The 23,531-nt window shown below is 65.7% G+C and carries 17 protein-coding genes and 1 tRNA gene; 17 read left to right on the top strand and 1 reads right to left on the bottom strand.

Annotated elements, in window-relative coordinates; all coding sequences use genetic code 11:
- Positions 1-262 precede the first annotated feature (262 nt).
- The 9 genes from PIGHUM_RS03660 to rpoC all read left to right on the top strand — a co-directional run bounded on the left by PIGHUM_RS03660 (position 263) and on the right by rpoC (position 12,662).
- Positions 263-338 (top strand) — tRNA-Trp (locus PIGHUM_RS03660).
- A gap of 127 nt (positions 339-465) precedes the next feature.
- On the top strand, positions 466-846 hold the full coding sequence (gene secE / locus PIGHUM_RS03655; RefSeq protein WP_124077901.1) for a preprotein translocase subunit SecE: 381 nt from the start codon (positions 466-468) through the stop codon (positions 844-846).
- 18 nt (positions 847-864) lie between these two features.
- Positions 865-1,398: a transcription termination/antitermination protein NusG gene (gene nusG / locus PIGHUM_RS03650; protein WP_124077900.1), complete on the top strand. Its 534-nt coding sequence runs from the start codon at positions 865-867 to the stop codon at positions 1,396-1,398.
- Positions 1,399-1,530: 132 nt separating this feature from the next.
- Positions 1,531-1,962: a 50S ribosomal protein L11 gene (gene rplK / locus PIGHUM_RS03645; protein WP_124077899.1), complete on the top strand. Its 432-nt coding sequence runs from the start codon at positions 1,531-1,533 to the stop codon at positions 1,960-1,962.
- A 2-nt stretch (positions 1,963-1,964) separates the two neighbouring features.
- Positions 1,965-2,669, top strand: a complete 705-nt coding sequence (gene rplA, locus PIGHUM_RS03640) for a 50S ribosomal protein L1 (RefSeq protein WP_124077898.1) — start codon at positions 1,965-1,967, stop codon at positions 2,667-2,669.
- Positions 2,670-2,964: 295 nt separating this feature from the next.
- Positions 2,965-3,492, top strand: a complete 528-nt coding sequence (gene rplJ / locus PIGHUM_RS03635; protein WP_124077897.1) for a 50S ribosomal protein L10 — start codon at positions 2,965-2,967, stop codon at positions 3,490-3,492.
- Positions 3,493-3,576: 84 nt separating this feature from the next.
- Positions 3,577-3,957, top strand: coding sequence for a 50S ribosomal protein L7/L12 (gene rplL / locus PIGHUM_RS03630; RefSeq protein WP_124077896.1), 381 nt, complete (start codon positions 3,577-3,579; stop codon positions 3,955-3,957).
- A gap of 318 nt (positions 3,958-4,275) precedes the next feature.
- A complete protein-coding gene (rpoB, locus tag PIGHUM_RS03625) occupies positions 4,276-8,388 on the top strand; it encodes a DNA-directed RNA polymerase subunit beta (RefSeq protein WP_124077895.1) in 4,113 nt (1,370 codons plus the stop codon).
- An 11-nt stretch (positions 8,389-8,399) separates the two neighbouring features.
- Positions 8,400-12,662 (top strand): DNA-directed RNA polymerase subunit beta', encoded by a 4,263-nt coding sequence (gene rpoC, locus PIGHUM_RS03620; RefSeq protein WP_187697742.1) that lies wholly within the window; start codon positions 8,400-8,402, stop codon positions 12,660-12,662.
- Between the two features lie 354 nt (positions 12,663-13,016).
- On the opposite strand, the gene PIGHUM_RS03615 is transcribed toward rpoC, so the two are convergent.
- On the bottom strand, positions 13,017-13,988 hold the full coding sequence (locus PIGHUM_RS03615; protein ID WP_124077894.1) for a glutathione S-transferase family protein: 972 nt from the start codon (positions 13,986-13,988) through the stop codon (positions 13,017-13,019).
- A 234-nt stretch (positions 13,989-14,222) separates the two neighbouring features.
- Between PIGHUM_RS03615 and PIGHUM_RS03610 the strand changes: the two genes are divergently transcribed.
- From PIGHUM_RS03610 to PIGHUM_RS03575, 8 genes are all read left to right on the top strand, one after another.
- Complete coding sequence (locus tag PIGHUM_RS03610; protein ID WP_124077893.1) at positions 14,223-15,332, top strand: nitrilase-related carbon-nitrogen hydrolase; 1,110 nt, start codon at positions 14,223-14,225, stop codon at positions 15,330-15,332.
- A gap of 26 nt (positions 15,333-15,358) precedes the next feature.
- Complete coding sequence (locus PIGHUM_RS03605) at positions 15,359-16,177, top strand: SDR family NAD(P)-dependent oxidoreductase (RefSeq protein ID WP_124077892.1); 819 nt, start codon at positions 15,359-15,361, stop codon at positions 16,175-16,177.
- Between the two features lie 44 nt (positions 16,178-16,221).
- Positions 16,222-16,992, top strand: a complete 771-nt coding sequence (locus PIGHUM_RS03600; protein WP_160142140.1) for an SDR family NAD(P)-dependent oxidoreductase — start codon at positions 16,222-16,224, stop codon at positions 16,990-16,992.
- 69 nt (positions 16,993-17,061) lie between these two features.
- Positions 17,062-18,042, top strand: a complete 981-nt coding sequence (locus PIGHUM_RS03595) for a Bug family tripartite tricarboxylate transporter substrate binding protein (RefSeq protein WP_160142139.1) — start codon at positions 17,062-17,064, stop codon at positions 18,040-18,042.
- 113 nt (positions 18,043-18,155) lie between these two features.
- On the top strand, positions 18,156-19,085 hold the full coding sequence (gcvA, locus tag PIGHUM_RS03590; RefSeq protein WP_124077889.1) for a transcriptional regulator GcvA: 930 nt from the start codon (positions 18,156-18,158) through the stop codon (positions 19,083-19,085).
- 170 nt (positions 19,086-19,255) lie between these two features.
- A complete protein-coding gene (locus PIGHUM_RS03585) occupies positions 19,256-19,786 on the top strand; it encodes a sigma-70 family RNA polymerase sigma factor (protein ID WP_124077888.1) in 531 nt (176 codons plus the stop codon).
- Between the two features lie 28 nt (positions 19,787-19,814).
- The gene (locus tag PIGHUM_RS03580; protein ID WP_160142137.1) at positions 19,815-20,792 is read left to right on the top strand and encodes a FecR domain-containing protein; all 978 of its coding nucleotides are present in this window, start codon (positions 19,815-19,817) and stop codon (positions 20,790-20,792) included.
- Positions 20,793-20,991: 199 nt separating this feature from the next.
- A complete protein-coding gene (locus PIGHUM_RS03575) occupies positions 20,992-23,526 on the top strand; it encodes a TonB-dependent receptor (RefSeq protein WP_160142136.1) in 2,535 nt (844 codons plus the stop codon).
- The last annotated feature ends 5 nt before the right edge of the window (positions 23,527-23,531 follow it).

The following is a 23,531-nucleotide window of genomic DNA, read 5'->3' as shown; positions in this document are numbered from 1 at the left end:
TGCCAAGGTATTGAAGTAATCCCCCCTACGCGCTGACGCGCGCCCCCCAGGGGGCGGGACTGGCGGACCGGCAAAGCCGGATCCGCGGTCCCCTGGATCACAGGGCGGCAGCGTGGGGCAGGTTGTAGTTGTAGTGCCAAGTTTGTAGTTTCCAGGGCCTCCCCTTAGGATTCCGGCCCGACCCAGGGCGCCGCGGATCCGGCTTTGCCGGTCCGCCAGCGTATACCCTGGGGGAGCGCGAAGCGCAAGGGGAGGCTCCATTAGGGGAATAGCTCAATTGGCAGAGCGTCGGTCTCCAAAACCGAAGGTTGTGGGTTCGATTCCCTCTTCCCCTGCCACTTTCCCGGAATGCGCGGGTTCTCGTCCGGGCTTCCGATAGGGGCCTGGTCCTGCGGACCCTCGCTCCGCCCGGGTGTTTCAAAAAGCACCGCTGGCGCCCGACTCGGGCGCCGTCCGGACGAAAAGATGTCGAATCCAAACGTCGAAACCGTAACTAGCACCGCCGATCGCATCAAGCTGGGCCTGGCCTTCGTGGTTTTCGTGGCGGGTCTGGCCGGTTTCTACGCCTTCGCCAATAGCCCGATGATTGCCCGCGTGGGCGTGATCATCGCTGGCATACTGGTGGCGCTGGCCATCGCCTGGTTCAGCGAACCCGGGCGCCGTCTGGTCGCTTTCGGCCAGGATTCGGTCCAGGAAACGCGCAAGGTCGTTTGGCCCTCGCGCAAGGAAACCATCCAGACCACGGTCGCCGTGTTCGCGTTCGTGGTGGTCATGGCGCTGTTCCTGTGGCTGGCAGACAAAACCATCGAGTGGGTGTTGTACGACCTCCTGCTCGGTTGGAAATAACACGACGGAATAAAGACGATGAGCAAGCGTTGGTACGTTGTCCATGTCTATTCCGGCATGGAAAAGAGCGTCCAGAGGGCGCTGACCGAGCGCATCGATCGTGCCGCTCTGCAAACCTCCTTTGGCCGCATCCTGGTGCCCACCGAAGAAGTCATCGAGGTCAAGGGCGGCCAGAAGTCGATCACCGAGCGCCGGTTCTTCCCGGGCTACGTGCTGGTCGAGATGGAATTGACCGACGAAACCTGGCACCTGGTGAAGAACACCAACAAGGTGACCGGATTCGTGGGCGGGTCGGGCAACCGTCCCACTCCCATTCCGCAGCGCGAGGTCGACGAGATCCTGTCGCAGATGGAAGAGGGCGTGGAGAAGCCGCGTCCCAAGGTCCTCTTCGAAGTGGGCGAAATGGTCCGCATCAAGGAAGGTCCGTTCACCGACTTCAACGGCAACGTGGAAGACGTGAACTACGAAAAGAGCAAGCTGCGCGTGTCGGTCACGATCTTCGGCCGATCGACCCCGGTGGAGCTCGATTTCAGCCAGGTCGAGAAGACCTGAGCCTGCATTCAGGCGGATGGCGAGCCACGGTCGGCGCCATCCGTTTCATCGCGTCTGCAAGCCGGACGGACGACCGCAAAACTCGGGGAGCAGGCTGTCAAGTCTTGCGCATGAACCCGAAAGGAGCAAAGCATGGCGAAGAAAATCGTCGGCTTCATCAAGCTGCAAGTTCCAGCTGGTAAAGCCAATCCCTCTCCCCCGATCGGCCCGGCCCTGGGTCAGCGCGGCCTCAACATCATGGAATTCTGCAAGGCGTTCAACGCCAGGACGCAGGGCATCGAGCCCGGTCTGCCGATTCCCGTGGTGATCACCGCCTACGCGGACAAGAGCTTCACGTTCGTGATGAAGTCGCCCCCGGCGACCATCCTGATCAAGAAGGCCGCCGGCATCCAGAAGGGCTCGGCCAAGCCGCATACCGACAAGGTCGGTACGCTGACGCGCGCCCAGGTCGAAGAAATCGTCAAGACCAAGCAAGCCGATCTGACCGCCGCCGACATGGACGCCGCGGTTCGCACGATCGCTGGCAGCGCCCGCAGCATGGGCATCACGGTGGAGGGTCTGTAATCATGGCACGCTTGTCCAAACGCTTGACCGCCCTGCGCGCCAAGATCGACCGCAGCAAGCTGTATCCCGTCGCCGAAGCGCTGGCGCTGGTGAAGGAAACCGCGACCGCCAAGTTCGATGAGTCCATCGACCTGGCCGTGCAACTGGGCATCGACGCCAAGAAGTCCGACCAACTGGTCCGCGGCTCCGTCGTTCTGCCCGCCGGTACCGGCAAGTCGGTGCGCGTGGCCGTGTTCGCCCAGGGCGAAAAGGCCGAGGCCGCCAAGGCCGCCGGCGCCGACATCGTCGGCATGGAAGACCTGGCCGATCGCATCAAGGCCGGCCAGCTCGACTTCGACGTGGTCATCGCCTCGCCCGACACCATGCGTGTGGTCGGCGCGCTGGGCCAGATCCTGGGTCCCCGCGGCCTGATGCCGAACCCCAAGGTCGGCACCGTGACCCCCGACGTCGCCACCGCTGTCAAGAACGCCAAGGCCGGCCAGGTCCAGTACCGTACCGACAAGGCCGGGATCATCCACGCCACGATCGGCCGCGCGTCGTTCAACGTCGAACAGCTGCAGAGCAACCTGCTGGCCCTGGTCGACGCCCTGAACAAGGCTCGTCCGGCTACCGCCAAGGGTATCTATCTGCGCAAGCTGGCTGTTTCGTCGACGATGGGCGGCGGGGTCCGTGTGGACCAGGCTTCCCTGACGGCTACCCAGCAGTAATCGCAGGACAACAAGACTTTGGGCTGCACCGGGTGCGAGGCTTACGGGCCGGACGCGCGGTGTTGCTGTCAAAGACCGCTGGAGTGAAACCGGGAATCCTGGCTCGCCAGGCAACCGGGGGATCTTAAAACCGCGGCCGCGGACAGGCTGGCAATGCTGTCCATCCCGGTGCGGATCCAGCGCAGACGGCGCTCCCAGGAAGAATTCTTTATCCAAAGAAATCGACCAGGTTCGCCGCATTCGGTTGACGTGAAGGGGTGGTATCCCGAGCGTCTTATGATGGAGTGTTCAAACCGTGAGTCTCAATCGTCAAGAGAAATCGGTGGTGATCGAAGAGATCTCGGCACAGGTTGCCAAGGCTCAATCGATCGTTGTCGCCGAATATCGTGGTCTGGACGTCGCTTCCGTCACCGTACTGCGCAAGCAAGCACGTGAATCGGGCGTTTACCTGCGTGTTCTGAAGAACACGCTGGCCCGCCGCGCTGTGGCCGGCACCCCTTTCGAGGGACTGTCGTCGCAGCTGACCGGACCGCTGATGTACGCCATCAGCGCCGATCCGGTGACGGCCGCCAAAGTGCTGTTCGACTTTGCCAAGAGCAATGACAAGCTGGTTCTGAAGGGCGGTGCCCTGCCGAACAGCGTCATGAACGTCGAAGGTGTCAAGGCCCTGGCCTCGCTGCCCTCGCGCGACGAGTTGCTGGCAAAGCTGTTCGGCACGATGCAGGCACCCGTTGCACAGTTTGTGCGTACGCTCAACGAAGTTCCGAGCAAGTTCGTCCGCGGCCTGGCGGCCGTGCGCGACAAGCAAGAACAGGCTGCGTAATCAGCCTGCCTTCCGCTCGACAGACTTTCGTTAAACGAAGCGACCCCCATACCTGGTATCAAATTCATTGGAGTTTTAAACAAAATGGCACTTAGCAAAGCTGAAATCATCGACGCCATCGCCGGCTTGACCGTCCTGGAACTGTCGGAACTGATCAAGGACCTGGAAGAGAAGTTCGGCGTGTCGGCTGCTGCCGCCGCTGTGGCCGTTGCCGCTCCCGCCGCTGGCGCCGCTGCTGCCGCTGCTGAAGAGCAGACCGAGTTCAACGTCATCCTGGCCGAAATCGGCGCCAACAAGGTCAACGTCATCAAGGCCGTGCGCGAACTGACCGGCCTGGGCCTGAAGGAAGCCAAGGACCTGGTCGACGGCGCTCCGAAGCCCGTCAAGGAAGCCGTGTCCAAGGCCGACGCCGACGCTGCCAAGAAGAAGCTCGAAGAAGCCGGTGCCAAGGTCGAAGTCAAGTAATTCGATCCTTGCCGGTACCCGGTGGCCGCCCAAAAACGGCCTCCGGGTTTTTGCGTTTTTGGAAAAGGGCTTTTGAAGGACACCTTCGAAAGCTTCCTTTCCTCCGCAGTACGCGGCCGTGCGGCATGGCGCCGGACAGCCGTATGGACGGATTTCCGGTGCGCAGGTGGGGATGATGCCGCCTGCGGACCCGAAACCCGTGCCGGAGAACCCGGCCAAGAGCCCGTCTGCCGTGCCGGCAGGCGGCTCTCGTCAAGAGTTCGATGTCGTATTTTAGGACCACTACCCGTGGTTCATGCAACCTGAGTCGGAGTGCTCATGCCCTACTCGTTCACCGAAAAGAAGCGCATCCGCAAGAGCTTCGCCAAGCGCGAGGACGTGCAAAACGTTCCCTTCCTGCTGGCGACACAGCTCGAGTCCTATCGTACTTTCCTGCAGTCCGATACTGCCGCCCTGCAGCGCAAGGAAGAGGGGCTGCAAGCCGCGTTCACCTCGATTTTTCCCATCGTCAGCCACAACCAGATGGCGCGCCTGGAGTTCGTCAGCTATGTGCTGGGCGATCCCGCTTTCGACGTGCGCGAGTGCCAGCAGCGCGGTCTGACCTTCGCATCGCCGCTGCGCGCCAAGGTCCGCCTGGTGCTGCTCGACCGCGAGGCCAGCAAGCCGACCGTCAAGGAAGTGAAGGAACAGGAAGTCTACATGGGCGAGATTCCGCTCATGACGGACACCGGATCCTTCGTCATCAACGGTACCGAGCGGGTCATCGTGTCCCAGCTGCACCGTTCGCCCGGCGTGTTCTTCGAGCACGACCGCGGCAAGACCCACAGCTCCGGCAAGCTGCTGTTCTCGGCCCGCGTGATTCCCTACCGCGGTTCGTGGCTGGACTTCGAGTTCGACCCCAAGGACATCCTGTTCTTCCGCGTCGACCGCCGCCGCAAGATGCCGGTCACCATCCTGCTCAAGTCCATCGGCATGACGCCGGAGGCCATCCTCGAGCATTTCTTCTCGTTCGACAGCTTCGAGCTGCAGGACGACGGCGCGCTGATGGAATTCGTCGCCGAGCGCTGGAAGGGCGAGGTCGCCCGCTTCGACATCAACGACAAGTCCGGCAACGTGATCGTCGCCAAGGACAAGCGCATCAACGCCAAGCACATCCGTGACCTGGTCGCCGCCGAGACCAAGCGCATTTCCGTGCCCGAGGATTTCCTGCTGGGCCGTGCGCTGGCCAAGAACGTGGTCGATCCGGACACCGGCGAAATCGTGGCGCATGCCAACGAAGAGCTGACCGAATCCCTGCTGACCAAGCTGCGCGACAACAACGTGCGCGAGATCCAGACGCTGTACACCAACGATCTGGACCAGGGCCCCTACATCTCGCAGACCCTGCGCACCGACGAGACCGTCGATCAGACCGCCGCCCGCGTGGCGATCTACCGCATGATGCGCCCCGGCGAGCCGCCCACCGAGGAAGCCGTCGAAGCGCTGTTCCAGCGCTTGTTCTTCAGCGAGGAAACCTACGATCTGTCGCGCGTGGGCCGCATGAAGGTGAACAGCCGCCTGGGTCGCGGCAACGACATCACCGGCGCGATGACGCTGAACAACCAGGACATCCTGGACACCATCAAGGTGCTGGTCGAGCTGCGCAACGGCCGCGGCGAGATCGATGACATCGACCACCTGGGCAACCGCCGCGTCCGCTGTGTGGGCGAGCTGGCCGAGAATCAGTTCCGTGCCGGCCTGGTGCGCGTGGAGCGCGCCGTCAAGGAACGCCTGGGCCAGGCCGAGGCGGAGAACCTGATGCCGCACGACCTGATCAACTCCAAGCCGATCTCGGCCGCGATCAAGGAGTTCTTCGGTTCGAGCCAGCTCTCGCAGTTCATGGACCAGACCAACCCGCTGTCCGAGATCACGCACAAGCGCCGCGTCTCGGCACTGGGCCCCGGCGGCCTGACGCGCGAGCGCGCCGGCTTCGAGGTGCGCGACGTGCACCCGACCCACTACGGCCGCGTCTGCCCGATCGAGACGCCCGAAGGCCCGAACATCGGCCTGATCAACTCGATGGCCTTGTACGCCCGCCTGAACGAGTACGGCTTCCTGGAAACGCCGTACCGCAAGGTCGTGGACAGCAAGGTCAGCGACCAGATCGAGTACCTGTCGGCCATCGAGGAAAGCCGCTACGTGATCGCGCAGGCGAACGCGACGCTGGACGAGCAGGGCCATTTCGTCGACGACCTGGTGGCCTGCCGCGAAGCGGGCGAAACCATGCTGACCGCCGCCGAGAACGTCCACTACATGGACGTGGCGCCGTCGCAGATCGTGTCCGTGGCCGCATCGCTGATCCCGTTCCTGGAACACGATGACGCGAACCGCGCATTGATGGGCTCGAACATGCAGCGCCAGGCCGTGCCTTGCCTGCGTCCCGAGAAGCCCGTGGTCGGTACCGGCATCGAACGCACCGTGGCGGTCGACTCCGGCACCACCGTGCAGGCGCACCGCGGCGGCCTGGTGGACTATGTCGACGCCGAGCGCGTGGTGATCCGCGTCAACGACGAAGAGAACGTCGCCGGCGAAGTGGGCGTCGATATCTACAACCTGATCAAGTACACCCGTTCCAACCAGAACACCAACATCAACCAGCGCCCCGTCGTGCGCCGCGGCGACATCATCGCCCGGGGCGACGTGCTGGCCGATGGCGCCTCCAGCGACCTGGGCGAACTCGCCCTGGGCCAGAACATGCTGGTCGCGTTCATGCCCTGGAACGGCTACAACTTCGAAGACTCGATCCTGATGTCCGAGCGCGTGGTGGCCAACGACCGCTACACCTCGATCCACATCGAGGAGCTGACGGTCGTCGCCCGCGACACCAAGCTGGGTTCGGAAGAAATCACGCGCGACATCAGCAACCTCTCGGAAGGCCAGCTGAACCGCCTGGACGAATCCGGCATCGTGTATATCGGCGCCGAAGTCGAGGCCGGCGACGTGCTGGTCGGCAAGGTCACGCCCAAGGGCGAGACCCAGCTCACCCCCGAAGAGAAGCTGCTGCGCGCGATCTTCGGCGAGAAGGCTTCCGACGTGAAGGACACCTCGCTGCGCGTGCCTTCGGGCATGGTCGGCACCGTCATCGACGTGCAGGTGTTCACGCGCGAAGGCATCGTGCGCGACAAGCGCGCCCAGTCCATCATCGACGATGAACTCAAGCGCTATCGCCAGGACCTGAACGACCAGTTGCGCATCGTCGAGAACGACACCTTCGACCGTATCGAGAAATCGCTGGTCGGCAAGGTCGTCAACGGCGGCCCGCGCAAGCTGGCCAAGGGCGCGGCCATCGCCAAGTCCTACCTGTCCGAGCTGGACCGCTGGCAGTGGTTCGACATCCGCCTGTCGGATGAAGCCGCCGCCACCGCGCTCGAGCAGGCCAAGGAGTCGATCGAGCAGAAGCGCCACCAGTTCGACCTGGCCTTCGAAGAGAAGCGCAAGAAGCTGACGCAGGGCGACGAGCTGCCCCCGGGCGTGCTGAAGATGGTCAAGGTCTACCTTGCCGTCAAGCGCCGCCTGCAGCCCGGCGACAAGATGGCCGGCCGGCACGGCAACAAGGGCGTGGTCTCCAAGATCACCCCGGTGGAAGACATGCCGCACATGGCCGACGGCACCCCTGTCGACATCGTGTTGAACCCGCTGGGCGTGCCCTCGCGGATGAACGTCGGCCAGGTGCTGGAAGTGCACCTGGGCTGGGCCGCCAAGGGCCTGGGCCAGCGCATCAACGAAATGTTGGCCGACGCGCGCAGGATCGAGGTCGCCAAGGTGCGCGATTACCTGACCAGGATCTACAACACCACCGGCACCGCCGCCCGCCTGGACGAGCTGGACGACGACGCGATCGTCGAGCTGGCGCAGAACCTGCGCAACGGCGTGCCGTTCGCCACCCCGGTGTTCGACGGCGCTTCGGAAGGGGACATTCGCGCCATGCTCGACCTGGCCTACCCGGACGAACTGGCCGAGAACCTGAGGCTGGCCAATTCCAAGACCCAGGCCTATCTGTACGACGGCCGTACCGGCGAGATGTTCGAGCGTCCGGTGACGGTGGGCTACATGCACATGCTGAAGCTGCACCACTTGGTCGACGACAAGATGCACGCCCGCTCGACCGGCCCGTACTCGCTCGTGACCCAGCAGCCGCTGGGCGGCAAGGCGCAGTTCGGCGGCCAGCGCTTCGGGGAAATGGAAGTGTGGGCGCTGGAAGCCTACGGCGCCTCGTACGTGCTGCAGGAAATGCTGACCGTGAAGTCCGACGACGTGAACGGCCGTACCAAGGTGTACGAGAACATCGTCAAGGGCGATCACGTGATCGACGCCGGCATGCCCGAGTCGTTCAACGTGCTGGTCAAAGAAATCCGGTCGCTCGGGATCGATATGGACCTCGAGCGTAACTGATAGGAGTCGCCATGAAAGCGCTATTGGATCTGTTCAAGCAAGTTACGCAGGAAGAACAGTTCGACGCCATTCGCATTGGCATTGCGTCGCCGGAGAAGATCCGGTCGTGGTCGTTCGGCGAGGTGAAGAAGCCCGAGACGATCAACTACCGCACGTTCAAGCCCGAGCGCGACGGTCTGTTCTGCGCGAAGATCTTCGGGCCGATCAAAGACTACGAGTGCTTGTGCGGCAAGTACAAGCGCCTGAAGCACCGTGGCGTGATCTGCGAGAAGTGCGGCGTGGAAGTCACGCTGGCCAAGGTGCGCCGCGAGCGCATGGGCCACATCGAGCTGGCCAGCCCGGTCGCCCACATCTGGTTCCTGAAGTCGCTGCCGTCGCGCCTGGGCATGGTCCTGGACATGACGCTGCGCGACATCGAACGCGTGCTGTATTTCGAAGCCTATTGCGTCATCGATCCGGGCATGACGCCGCTCAAGCGCGCCCAGATCATGTCGGAAGACGACTTCCTGGCGAAGACGGAAGAGTACGGCGACGATTTCCGCGCGGTGATGGGTGCCGAGGCGGTGCGCGAACTGCTGCGCACCATCGACATCAACCGCGAGATCGAAACGCTGCGCGGCGACCTGCAGGCCACCAGCTCGGACGCCAAGATCAAGAAGATCTCCAAGCGCCTGAAGGTGCTGGAAGGCTTCCAGAAGTCGGGCATCAAGGCCGACTGGATGATCCTGGAAGTGCTGCCGGTGCTGCCGCCCGAGCTGCGTCCGCTGGTGCCGCTGGACGGCGGCCGCTTCGCCACGTCCGACCTGAACGACCTGTACCGCCGGGTCATCAACCGCAACAACCGCCTGAAGCGCCTGCTGGAGCTCAAGGCGCCCGAAATCATCGTGCGCAACGAAAAGCGCATGCTGCAGGAAGCCGTCGACTCGTTGCTCGACAACGGCCGCCGCGGCAAGGCCATGACCGGCGCCAACAAGCGCCCGCTCAAGTCGCTGGCTGACATGATCAAGGGCAAGAGCGGCCGCTTCCGCCAGAACCTGCTGGGCAAGCGCGTCGACTACTCGGGCCGTTCGGTGATCGTGGTGGGCCCGCAGCTCAAGCTGCACCAGTGCGGCCTGCCCAAGCTGATGGCGCTGGAGTTGTTCAAGCCCTTCATCTTCAACCGTCTGGAAATGATGGGTCTGGCCACGACCATCAAGGCGGCCAAGAAGCTGGTGGAAACGCAGGAACCGGTGGTGTGGGACATCCTCGAAGAGGTGATCCGCGAGCACCCGATCATGCTGAACCGCGCGCCGACGCTGCACCGCCTGGGCATCCAGGCGTTCGAGCCGGTGCTGATCGAAGGCAAGGCGATCCAGCTGCACCCGCTGGTCTGCGCGGCGTTCAACGCCGACTTCGACGGCGACCAGATGGCCGTCCACGTCCCGCTGTCGCTGGAAGCCCAGCTGGAAGCCCGCACCCTGATGCTGGCCTCCAACAACGTGCTGTTCCCGGCCAACGGCGAGCCCTCGATCGTGCCTTCGCAGGACATCGTGCTGGGCCTGTACTACGCCACCCGCGAGCGCGTCAACGGCAAGGGCGAAGGCCTGCATTTCGTCGACGTCTCGGAAGTGCTGCGCGCCTACGAGAACAAGGCCGTCGAGCTGCAGTCGCGCATCACCGTGCGCCTGAACGAGTACGAGCGTGACGAGAACGGCGAATTCCAGCCCGTGCTGCGCCGCTTCGAGACCACGGTCGGCCGCGCCATCCTGTCGGAGATCCTGCCCAAGGGCCTGCCCTTCTCGGTGCTGAACAAGTCGCTGAAGAAGAAGGAAATCTCGCGCCTGATCAACCAGTCGTTCCGCCGCTGCGGCCTGCGCGACACGGTGATCTTCGCCGACCAGCTGATGCAGTCGGGCTTCCGCCTGGCCACGCGCGGCGGCATCTCGATCTGCATGGACGACATGCTGATCCCGTCCGCCAAGGAAGGCATCCTGGCCGAGGCCAGCAAAGAGGTCAAGGAGATCGACAAGCAGTACTCGTCGGGTCTGGTGACCGCCCAGGAACGCTACAACAACGTGGTGGACATCTGGGGCAAGGCCGGCGACCGCGTCGGCAAGGCGATGATGGAGCAGCTCTCGACCGAGCCGGTCACCGACCGCCACGGCAACCAGACGCGCCAGGAATCGTTCAACTCGATCTACATGATGGCCGACTCCGGCGCCCGCGGTTCCGCGGCGCAGATCCGCCAGCTGGCCGGCATGCGCGGCCTGATGGCCAAGCCGGACGGCTCCATCATCGAGACGCCCATTACCGCGAACTTCCGCGAAGGCCTGAACGTACTGCAGTACTTCATCTCGACCCACGGCGCGCGTAAGGGTCTGGCCGACACGGCGCTCAAGACCGCCAACTCCGGCTACCTGACCCGCCGCCTGGTGGACGTGACGCAAGATCTCGTCATCACCGAGGAAGATTGCGGCACGACCTTCGGTTTCGCCATGAAGGCGTTGGTGGAAGGCGGTGAAGTGATCGAACCGCTGCGCGACCGTATCCTCGGCCGCACCGCGGCTGCCGACATCGTCAACCCCGACACCCAGGAAACCGTGTTCGAAGCCGGCACGCTGCTGGACGAAGACGCGGTGGACGCCATCGAGCGCCTGGGCATCGACGAGGTCAAGGTCCGATCGGCCCTGACCTGCGAAACCCGCCATGGCCTGTGCGCCGCGTGCTACGGCCGCGACCTGGGCCGCGGTTCGTCGGTGAACGTCGGCGAAGCGGTAGGCGTGATCGCCGCCCAGTCCATCGGCGAACCCGGCACGCAGCTGACGATGCGTACCTTCCACATCGGCGGTGCGGCCTCGCGCGCGGCGCTGGCCTCCGGCGTGGAAACCAAGTCCAACGGCACGGTGCGCTTCACCAGCGCGATGCGCTATGTGACCAACGGCAAGGGCGAGCAGGTCGCGATCTCGCGTTCGGGCGAAATCCTGATCGTCGACGACAACGGCCGCGAGCGCGAGCGCCACAAGGTTCCGTACGGCGCCATCCTGCTGCACGGCGACGGCACGACGGTCAAGGCCGGCGCGCAACTGGCGTCGTGGGATCCGCTGACCCGTCCGATCATTACCGAGTACGCCGGTACGATCAAGTTCGAGAACGTGGAAGAAGGCGTCACCGTGGCGCGCCAGCTCGACGAGGTCACCGGCCTGTCGACCCTGGTCGCCATCACGCCCAAGACCCGCGGCAGCGCCAAGCAGACCGTGCGTCCGCAGGTCAAGCTGCTCGACGCGCAGAACGAGGAAGTCAAGATCGCCGGCACCGACCACTCGGTGAGCATCTCCTTCCCGGTCGGCGCGCTGATCACCGTGCGCGACAGCCAGCAGGTCGGTGTCGGCGAAGTGCTGGCCCGTATCCCGCAGGAATCGCAGAAGACCCGCGACATTACCGGGGGTCTGCCCCGCGTGGCCGAGCTGTTCGAAGCCCGCTCGCCCAAGGACGCCGGCATGCTGGCCGACGTCACCGGCACGGTCTCGTTCGGCAAGGACACCAAGGGCAAGCAGCGCCTGGTCATCACCGACCTGGACGGCATCAGCCACGAGTTCCTGATTCCGAAGGAAAAGCAGGTGCTGGTGCACGACGGCCAGGTGGTGAACAAGGGCGAAATGATCGTGGACGGCCCGGCCGATCCCCACGACATCCTGCGCCTGCAAGGCATCGAGAAGCTCGCGATCTACATCGTCGACGAAGTGCAGGACGTCTACCGTCTGCAGGGCGTGAAGATCAACGACAAGCACATCGAAGTGATCGTGCGCCAGATGCTGCGCCGCGTGAACATCGTCGATCCGGGCGATACGCCGTTCATCCCGGGCGAGCAGGTCGAACGCGCCGAAATGCTCAACGAGAACGATCGCATCAACGCCGAAAACCTGCGCCCGACCACGTACGAAAACGTGCTGCTCGGTATCACGAAGGCCTCGCTGTCGACCGACTCGTTCATCTCGGCCGCCTCGTTCCAGGAAACCACGCGTGTCCTGACCGAAGCCGCCATCATGGGCAAGCGCGACGACCTGCGCGGCTTGAAGGAAAACGTCATCGTGGGTCGCCTGATCCCCGCCGGTACCGGCATGGCCTACCATGTCGCCCGCAAGGAGAAGGAAGCCCAGGAGGCCGCCGAGCGCGAAGTGGTGTTCTCCGACGTGGGTTCGACCTTCGACGAGAGCGAGATCTTCAAGACGCCGGCCGATACCCTGATTTCGTCTTCCGAACCTGTGGGCGACGAGCCCGCCGCGGATCAGGAATAGAAAGTCTTCCCTACGCCCCCCACCAGGGGGCGGCACTGGCGGCCCGGCAAAGCCGGATCCGCTGTGCCCTGGGTCGAATCAAACCCCGACGGGCTGTTGCCGTCGGGGTTTTTTTTGCCGCTGGGCCGCCCCGAGGCAAAAAAGCGCCCCCTCGGGGGGCAGCGCAGCCGAAGGCGTAGCGTGGGGGTTTTTTTTGCCGCTGGGCCGCCCCGAGGCAAAAAGCGCCCCCTCGGGGGGCAGCGTAGCCGAAGGCGTAGCGTGGGGGTTTCTTTTTGCCGCTGGGCCGCCCCGAGGCAAAAAGCGCCCCCTTGGGGGGCAGCGCAGCCGAAGGCGTAGCGTGGGGGCTTTTTTCGCCTATCCCCGCCCGTGGGGAGCTTCGAAGTCCAGCACGGGGCCCAGCGGCACGATGCCCGAGGGGTTCAGATGGCGGTGGCTGCCGTAGTAGTGGCGCTTGATGTGGCCGAAATCCACGGTGTCGCGCACGCCGGGCCACTGGTACAGCTCGCGCGCGTAGCCCCATAGCGCCGGGTAATCGGCCAGGCGCCGCAGGTTGCACTTGAAATGGCCGACGTAGACGGCGTCGAAGCGCAGCAATGTCGTGAACAGGCGCCAGTCGGCCTCGGTGATGCGGTCGCCGCACAGGTAGCGGCTGCTCCGCAGGCGCTCCTCCAGCCAGTCCAGCGTTTCGAACAGCGGGCGCACCGCGCGCTCGTAGGCGTCCTGCGTGCCGGCGAAGCCGGCCCGGTAGACGCCGTTGTTCACCGTGGCGTAGATGCGCTCGTTGAATCGGTCGATCTCTTCGCGCAGCGCCGCCGGGCAGTAGTCGCCCTCGCGCGCGCCCAGCGCATCGAAGGCCGTATTGAACATCCGGATGATGTCGGCCGACTCATTGCTGACGATGGTGCGGCGCTGGGTGTCCCACAGCACCGGCACCGTGACCTTGCCGGAGCAATGCGGGTCGGCCAGCGTGTAGATGTCGCGCAGCAGGCGCTTGCCGTTGGCCGCATCGGGAATCACGCCCTCGCCCGGCTCGAACGACCAGCCGTCCGGCCCCAGGTGCCAGTGCACCACCGATATCGGGATCATCGCTTCCAGACCCTTCAGCCGCCGGAAGATCAGGGTGCGATGCGCCCACGGACACGCCAGGCTCACGTACAAGCGGTAGCGGCCCGCCTCCGCGCGAAAGCCGCCTTCTCCGGTGGGGCCGGGCCGCCCATCCGCGGTAACCCAGTTGCAAAAGACCGAATGCTCGCGCACGAATTCCCCACCGGCCGACGCGGCGCCGACTTCCTGTTCGACCCAGCGGCCGTTTTGCAGAATACCCATGGCTTGCTCCTGGATGGTGATGGGCCATGTTAGCGCGCAGTGAGCAAGTACTTCATCCGCCACGGCGGGTGCGAGCGAGAGGCAGCGCTGGGGTACTGTGAGTTTTCCTGGAGGTCCCCAAAAATATGTCGATTGGTAGGTACGCGGCGCGCGCCGCACACTTCGCTCACAGAAGAAACCACGCACCGCCGGCCATGATCCGTCCGCCGGCGCGTCGGACACCGAGGAGCGACAGTGACCGATCTCTATTCCATCGTCCTGATGCAGACCAACCGGGTGGGCATCGACCATAGGCGCGATATCCGCAAGGCCAACCTGGACCGCATCATCGAAATCTTCGGCTACGGGCCGACGCGGCTGGCGTTCCGGGAATACGCGCCGCTGAAGCTGGTGGTGCTGCCGGAAGTCTTCATGCAGGGCTGGAACAACAATCCGGAGCCCTATTCGAACCTGTTCACCAAGGTCGCCAAGGACATGGCGATCCGGATTCCGGGCGACGAAATCGAACTGCTGGCCGAACAGGCGCGCAAATACAAGACCTACATCGCCGGCAGCGCCCATGAGGTGATTCCCGAAATCAGCACGGAATTCGCGTTCAACGCCGCGTTCATCATCGATCCGGCCGGCGAGGTCATCTACAAGCGCCACAAGTATTGCCCCTACCTGCCGTACAGCGGGCGCGACGACGTCAGCCCCCATGACGTCTGGGACCGCTACATCGAGGTGATGGACGGCAAGTACGGCCGCAAGAAAGGCGACGAGCTCAGCTGCATGTTCCCCGTCATCGAGACCGACATCGGCAAGCTCGGCTACCTGATCTGCAACGAAGCGTTCTATCCCGAGCATTCCCGGGCCATGGCCCTGCAGGGATGCGAAGTCATGATCCGGTCGAGCGGCATGGCCGAGCCCGATGGGTCGCCGCCGCAAGACCTGTGGGAAGTGACCAACCGGGCGCACGCTGCCTTCAACACCATGTACGTGGCGGCTTGCGCGCCGGGCAACCTGCTGGTGCGCGGCAATCCGGCCAATTCCTACCCGGGCGGGTCGATGGTGATCGATTATCACGGCGCCATCGTGCAGCACGTGAACTATCCCGGCGAGACCGTAACGGCCGCGCAGATCAGCATCGAGGCGCTGCGGCGCCGGCGCATGGACCCGCGCCACAACTGGCTGACGCAGGTGCGCAGCGAAGCCTTCCGGCACATGTACGACAAGCCGCTGTATCCGATCAACATGTACGCGGACCGCCTGCCCGTGGACCAGGCCGATCGGTCGCGCGCCCAGCCCATCCAGCGCTTCGTCGAGGAGGGCGTCTACATCCCTCCGCGCCGCGGCAACGATTGACCGTGGAAGAGCCAGGGGAGGCGCAGATGAGATTGTCAGAACTGTCGTTCCGCGGCAGAGCCGCCATCGTGACGGGCGGGGGAAGCGGCATAGGCCGGGAGATCGGCCTGGGGATCGCGCGGCTGGGCGGCCGGGTGTGCTTCGCCGACATGGATCCGGACAAGGCCGAATCCGCGGCGGCCGAAAGCCGGGCCGGCGGAAGCGAGTCGATTGCCGTCCGGGTCGACGTGACGCGCGCGGACGACGTCGACCGCATGGTGGGCGCGGCGCGAGAGGCGTTCGGCACGGTAGACGTGCTGGTCAACAACGCGGGCGGCGCGAGCGGTCCCAGCTTCAGGATAGGACGGGTCTGCAAGTTGAGCGAGCAGGATTGGGACGATACCTTCGCCGTTAATCTGAAGAGCGTTTTCCTGTGCACGCGCGCGGTCGCGCCGCTCATGCTGGCCCAGGAGCGCGGCAGCATCGTGAACATGGCATCGCTGACGGGCCAGTTCCCGTTCCCGGGCCTGCCGGCGTACTCGGCCGCCAAGGCGGCGGTGATCAGCCTGACGCAGTCGCTGGCGATGGAGCTCGCGCCGCATGTGCGGGTCAATGCGCTGGCGCCGGGCCTGATCGAAACGCCGCGCACCTCGCTGAACCGGCGCCCCGAGCAATTGGGACAGCTGCTGTCGAACGTGCCGCTGGCGCGCATGGGGTCTCCCGAGGAGGTTGCCGACATGGCGCTCTATCTGGCCTCGGATGCGGCCGCCTTCATCAGCGGGACCGTCATGGACTGCGCGGGCGGGCAGATGTGGTTGACCCGCGACGGCCGTCCGGCTTTTCGCGATCTCGACCGCGCCGATTGACGTCCGGCGCGGCGAGTCCCTTCGATCATCGGATGGAGCCATTGATGCTGCTGCAATCGAAGACAGTCCTGATTACCGGCGCGGCGACGGGCATCGGCCGTGCCAGCGCATTGCTGTTCGCCCGCGAGGGGGCCCGGGTCGCCATCGCGGACATCAATCGCGCCGACGCCGAACGAACCGCGCGCGACATCGGGGAGGACGGCGGCGAGGCCTTTTTCGTGGAATGCGACCTGCGCCAGACCGGGCAGATCGCCTATGCCGTGGACGAGACCGTCCGGCGCTGGGGCCAGCTCGACGTGTTCTTCCACAACGCCGGCGTGGCTGGGCCGGGGCTGCTCGAGGACACGACCGAAGCGCAGTACGACCAGGTGATGGACATCCACCTGAAGGCCGGCTTCTTCGGCGCCAAGTATGCCGTGCCGCATTTGCGGCGCGCGGGCGGCGGTTCGATCCTGTTCACCGCGTCGGGCCTGGGCCTGAGGCCGTCCCGGCAGTCGCCGGCGTATTCGGCTTCCAAGGCCGGGCTGCTGATGCTGGCGCGAGCGCTGGCGGTCGCGCTCGGCCCGGACGGCATTCGCGTCAATGCCATCTGCCCGGGCCCCATCGACACTACGCCGCTGTGGCAGGGCGTGCTGGCGCGCCATCCCGGCATCGTTCCCGATTCCTACGCCGAAATGAACCGGCAGGTGCGGTCCATCAAGCGGCTGGGCACGCCGGAGGAGATGGCGCGCGCCGCACTATTTCTCGTGGCACCCGAAAATTCATACATCACCGGCGTGGCGCTGCCTGTCGATGGCGGAGGCGCAATGAGTTGATGCAAAGCATGGCTCCGACCGGGCAAACCCGCATCCGGCCGGACCATGACGATAACGTTGGAGACAAACATGAACGGCAAACGGCGATGGAAGCGCGCCAGCGGCGCACTGGCGATCTGTCTGGCGGTGGTGGCGGCTCCGGCCTTCGGGCAGGACTACCCGAGCAAGCCCGTCACGCTGGTGATAGGTTTTGCGCCGGGCGGCGGCAACGATATCATGGGCAGGCTCGTGGCCGAGCACCTGCGCAAGGTGCTCGGGCAACCGGTGGTCGTGGAGAACAAGGCGGGCGCCGACGGGGCGATCGCGGCGCAGTATGTGGCCAAGTCCGCTCCGGACGGCTATACCCTGCTGAGCGGCTCGAGCGGGATGATGGCCTACAACCCCGGCTTAAATCCGGCATTGGCCTACGATCCGATGAAGGATTTCGTCCCGATCACGATGATCGGGTATAGCCAGCTGCTGTTCTCGGTGCCCCAGAACCTGCCCGTGCATTCGCTGGCCGATCTGGTCCAGCTCGCGAAGTCCAAGCCCGGCCGCCTGTTCTATGCATCGCCGTCGTCGCCGCACCAGGTGGCGTTCGAAGCGTTCAAGCAAAAGACCGGAATCGATATCCAGCAGGTGCCGTACAAGGGGTCGGGGCCCGCGATCCTCGCGGCGGCGGCCGGCGACGTCCAGGTCCTGGTGTCGTCGGTCTCGGACGCGCTGCCGCAGATCCGGGCCGGCAAGCTGCGCGCCCTGGCAGTGACCGGCAAGGAGCGCAGCGGCTTCGTCAAGGACGTCCCCACGGTGATCGAGCAGGGGGTGGACTTCGAGAGCGCCTCGTGGATCGGCCTCTACGCCCCGGCCGGCACGCCGCCCGCGGTCGCGGACAAACTGTATCGCGCGCTGTCCGAGGTGCTGGCCTCGGAGAAATTCAAGGAAGGCTGTGTGGCGGTAGGCTACGAGATGAGCCCGCTCATGCCTCCGGCCGAGTTCGCCGCTTTCCAGCGCGACGAGCTGTCGCGCTGGACGAAGGTGATCAAGGATCTGAACCTGCGGATCGGCAATTGAACGCCACGGGCCCGCGCAGGCGGCGCCCTGAGGCATCCGGCAGGGCGGGGGCGCCGGCCGGATAGGCAGCGCCCATTGGCGGCGCCGGCGGCTCATGGCAATATCCGGCGACCATGAGAAAATTGCCTCCGATGAATGCCGTCCGGATGTTCGAGGTCGCAGCGCGGCACGTCAATTTCACCAAGGCAGCCGAAGAGCTGCACGTCACGCATGGCGCCGTCAGCCGGCAAGTCGCGCTGCTCGAGGCCTGGCTGGGGGTCCCGCTGTTCTTGCGGTCGGCATCGCAGCTGGCGCTCACCGACGCCGGCCGCGATTATCTCGAGCAGATAACGATGGGCCTCGATCTGATCGCGGTCGCGTCCATGCAGGCCCGGCAGCAATCCGCGGGGGCCGGCCTGCGGGTCAACGCGCCGCCGACATTCATGATGCGCTGGCTGATCCCCAGGCTTTCGCGTTTCCAGCGGGCGCGGCCCGAAATCGATGTGCGGCTGACCACGTCCATCGCGCCGGTCAACTTCCAGGACCATGGCTACGATCTGGCGATACGCACCGACTACGCGCCACTGCTGCATTGCTGCTCCATCCCCGTGATGAGCGAAGTGGTCGTGCCCGTCTGCCACGCCGACCTGCTGGAGTGGCCGGGGCTCGCGCAGCCGGAGGATCTGGCGCGCCACACGCTGCTCAGCTATGCCACGGAATCGTATTCCTGGTCCGAATGGCTGCATGGCGTCGGATGCGGCCATGTGCGGCCGGTCAACATACTGAGCTTCGAACAGATGTATTTCTCGCTGCAGGCGACCATGGAAGGCCTGGGCGTCATGCTGGTGCCGCTCTTTCTCGTCCTCGACGACATCATCGCCGGCAGGCTGGTGGTGCCTTTGGACATACCGCCGGTCAAGCGGCGCACGTATTACGTCAGTTATCCCAACCTTCCCGCGGAGCGCCGCGCCGCGCGCGCGTTCCGCGACTGGCTCGTGAGCGAGGGCGCCGACGCCGAGCGGTCTCTCGCCGCCTGGATGCGGTCGCGCGGCTGGTCCGCCTGACCCCGGCCTCGAACCGCCCGCGCGGACCCGCCTGACCGGGCGGCGCGGCATAGGCAGTCCACCGGAATATTTGCAAAATTTTTCGAACGCGCTTTTAATATGAGATTAATTCTCATTACCGATTGAGCGGCCCGGCGCCGGCCCATGGCCATGCCGCGCTCCCGAGCCCCATGTCCAGCGAACAGCTCACGTCCTTCCGCGATGTCGAAGCCCTGTACACCGAGTACGGCGATTGGCTGGACAGGTGGCTGCGCCGCAAGCTCGGGCACGCCGCGGACGCGGCCGACCTGACGCAGGATACCTTCCTGCGCGTGCTGGGACGTCTGCACGCGCAGCCCGCTGCGGCATTGATCGTGCGCGAGCCCTACCGCTACCTCGCCACCATTGCCAACGGCCTGGTGGCCGACCATTGGCGCAGGCAGCGCGTCGAGCAGGCGTACCTGGAGGAACTGGCCCGCCGCCCCGAGGCCCTGGCGCCGTCGCCGGAAGAGCGGCTCGTTGCGGTGCAGACGCTGTGCGAACTGGATGCCATGCTCGATCGCCTGCCGGCCAAGGCGCGGCGCGCCTTCCTGCTGGCCCGGCTCGATGGCCTGGGGTGCGGGGAGATCGCCGGCGTGCTGGGCGTCTCGGACCGCATGGTGCGCAAATACCTGGCGCAGGCCATGTACCAATGCCTGCTGCTGGACGTGGGCGCAGAGTGAACCGCGCATGCCGAATGGGCGATCGTCCGTGACTGCCCCGCCTCGTTCCCCCGACAAGCGCATTCTGCAGGAAGCCGCGCAATGGTTCGCCGTGCTCCATTTCGGCGACGCGCGCGAGGAGGACCGCGCGCGCTGGCGGGCTTGGCTGGGCATGCCGGGCAGCGCCCAGCACGCGGCCTGGCGGCGCGTGGAGGCCATCAGCGGACGGTTCGGCGCGGCGGCCGAGCTGCCCGGCCGCTTCGCATTGCACGCGCGCGGCGGCGCATCGCGCCGAAAGGCCCTGGGCGCGCTGGCGGCGCTGGGCGGTTCCGCCGCCGCGGCCTGGATGGGCAGCCGCACGCAAGCGTGGGAAAGCATGCGGGCGGACCTGAGCACCGCTACCGGCGAGATCCGCGAGCAGACGTTGGCCGACGGGACGCGCATCTGGCTCAATACCGCGAGCGCCATCGACGTGCGCTACGGGGTGCGCGAACGCCGGGTGCGCCTGCTGCACGGCGAGGTCCACGTGGCCACTGCGCCGGACCCGGGCCGCGCGGGGCCGCGGCCGTTCTACCTGGACACCGCGCATGCGCGGCTGCGCCCGTTGGGCACCCGCTTCACCGTCAGGCAGGGGCGGGAAACAAGCCTGTTGTCGGTCGAGGCGGGCGCGGTCGAGATCGCGCCCGCCGGCGGCGGCGCCGCCAAGGTGGTCGAAGCGGGCAGGCGCGCGCGGTTTTCCGCAAGCGGTGTGGACGCGCCCGGGCCGCTGACCGGCGTGGCGCATGGCTGGACCCGTGGCGTGCTGGTGGTCCAGGACGTGCGGCTGGACGACTTCCTCGCCGAACTGGGTCGTTATCGGCGGGGCAGGCTGGGCTGCGATCCGGACGTGGCGGGCTTGCGGCTGGCCGGGGTCTATTCGGTGCGGGACACCGACCATGCGCTGGCGGCCCTGGAGCATGCACTGCCGGTCGAGGTGCGGCGTTACGCGCCCTGGTGGGTAATGGTAGGGTCCACGCCTACGCGCTGACGCGTGTATGGACCGGGGGGACGCTTGCCGACCGGCAAGCCGGATCCGCTATGACCCGGGTCGAATGCAAGGCGGTACGGCAAAAATTTTTTCGCGGGGCGGTTCCGGTTTGACGGACTGGTCCGGCCAACAGGATGAAAGCCGCGCGGCGGTACCGCGACGGCGCTTGTTGCCCTGTTTCCCCATGAGGATCCGCCGGATGCCACGCCACATTGCGTCAACGGGACGCCGCACCCCCGAACCCTTCCACTTGAGCGTGCTGGTCCTGTCCACGCTGCTGGCCTGGGCGCCGGCCGCATGGCCGCAGCAGGCTGCGGGCCAGCAGCGGCCGGCCCCGGCCGACGCGGTGCGCAGCTACGATCTGCCGGCCGCGCCGCTGGCCGAGGCGCTCAATCGTTTTGCCGTCGAGACGGGCATCCTGTTGTCGATCGACAGCCTGCTGGCCGACGGCAAACAGGCGCCCGCGCTGCGTGGGCGCTACAGCGTCGAGGGCGGACTGGCCGCGCTGCTGGCGGGCAGCGGCCTGCAAGCCGAACGCGACGGCCAGGGCGGCTACGCGCTGCGGCGCGGCGGCGCAGTTCTGGCCGGGGAGCAGGCCGGCGGCGTCGCGCCGGGCACCCTGACCTTGCCGTCCGTGCCGGTGATCGGCGAGCGCGAGGCCCAGCGGGATGCCGGAACCGTCGACGTCGTCACCCGCGCCGAACTCGATCGCTTCGCCGTTACCAGCACCAGCGACCTGTTCAAGGGCATACCCGGCGTGACCGCGGCCAATGCCCGCAACGGGGTCTCCTTCGACCTCAACATCCGCGGCATGCAGAGCGACCGCATCAAGGTGCTGGTCGACGGCACCCAGGCCACCAGCAACACCTCCAAGAGCTATGGCGGCGAAAACAACCACAACTATGTCGATGCCGATCTGATCAGCAGCATCGTGGTCGAGAAGGGGCCCAACATCGGCCCGAACGGCGCGGGCACCGGCGGCGCCGTGGTCAACGTGAGCACGCTGACCTCGGACGACCTGATCCGCGACGGCAAAAAGTGGGGCCTGCGCCTGCGCGGCGGCTGGGCCAACCACAACAGTCCCGGCGACGGCTACATGAACTACCAGGGCACCGCGCCGCTCGACGTCAAGACGCCGGACAAGAACCTCTCCGGCAGCGTGGCCGCCGCATGGCGCGGGCTCGACGACAAGCTCGACCTGGTGTTCGCGCACAGCCAGCGGCGCACCAGCAATTACTACGCCGGCGAGCGCGGATCGTCCACCTATGCCGTCACCGGCGCGACCGGCGAGACCCGCTATCCGCTGTCGCTCTACGGGCCCGGCCAGCAGGTTTTCAATACCTCGCAAGAAACGCATTCCACCTTGTTCAAGGCGCGCCTGGAACTGCCCGGCGACCAGTGGGCCGAACTGAGCTACAACCATTTGAACAGCCGCTTCGGCGAGTCGCGGCTGACGGCCTACGACTACAACATCGAGCAGAAGCAGCCGGCCGAAGTGCGCAAGAGCACCTGGCTGGCGCGCTATGGCTGGCGGCCGGCGTCCAACCCATTCTGGAATCTGCGCGCGAACGTCTGGAGCGTCGACCTGGACGAGCTGCATCCCGAAGTGACCTACGGGGTCTCGGGCAGCACGACCACGCGCGGCCTGGAGGCCTGGAACACGTCGGAACTGAGCGTGGCGGGCAGGGAGTTGACCTTGGCCTATGGCGGCTCGGTGCAGACCGACAAGACCACCGGCCTGGGCATTACCGAACCGCGCGGCGAGCGCAAGCTCTACAGCCTGTTCGCGCGGGCCGATGCGAAGCTGACCGAGCGGCTGTCGCTGGAGGGCGGGTTGCGCCGCGAGACCTATACCACCGATGGCACGGGCAGCTTCGTCTCGTCCGTGCCCGGGCAGAACCGCATTCCCTTCAGCGTGGAGGACGGGCATAGCCGCCTCAATCCCACCGTGGGCGTGACCTTCACGCCGTGGCGCTCGACCGATCTCTATGCCCGCTACAGCGAGGGCTGGCGCCCGCCCACGGCCAAGGAGGTCGGCCTGACCTACGGGAACGCGGGCAGCGTGCTCCAGCCCGAGGTGACGCGCAGTATCGAACTGGGCGTGCGCTCCACCCAGCGCGCGCTGTGGACCACGGACGACAGCCTGACCGTGAACCTGGCCTGGTTCAACAACCGGCACAAGAACTATATGGCGCGGATGCTCAGCACGAACAGCAACACGCCGTACTACTACTTCAACATCGACGGCGCGCGTTTTCGCGGCGCGGAGCTTTCCGCCCGCTACGACAACGGCCGTTTCTTCGCCAGCTACGCGCTCACCCAATACAGCAAGGCGCAGTTCTGCGGCTTCATGGAGCCGCAGTGCACCGATTCTTTCACCAGCGATTTCGGCATCGCCATGTTCGGCGTGGTCCTGCCGCCCAAGCGCACGCAGACGCTGGTCCTGGGCGGCCGCTTCTTCGAGCGGCGCCTGACGCTCGGCGTGCGGGCCCATTTCGTCAGCGGCGCGGCCGGCCGCCTGCAGGACAGCCAGGGCAACACCATGAACCTGGGCTGGCAGCCTTATGAAGTCTTCGACCTGTTCGGCAGCTACCGGGTCAACCGGTACCTCGACGTGAACTTCAGCATCGAGAACCTGCGCGACCGCTACTACATCGAGGCCCTGAGCACGCCCGCGCTGGCGATTCCCGCTCCCGGACGCACGGCCAAAGTCACGGTCACCTATCAATTCTGATCCCG

It is taken from the genome of Pigmentiphaga humi, from assembly GCF_900606115.1.
GTDB lineage: Bacteria > Pseudomonadota > Gammaproteobacteria > Burkholderiales > Burkholderiaceae_B > Pigmentiphaga > Pigmentiphaga humi.
The sequence above is the reverse complement of the archived record's forward strand: the minus strand, read 5'-3'. Positions and strand labels throughout refer to the sequence as shown.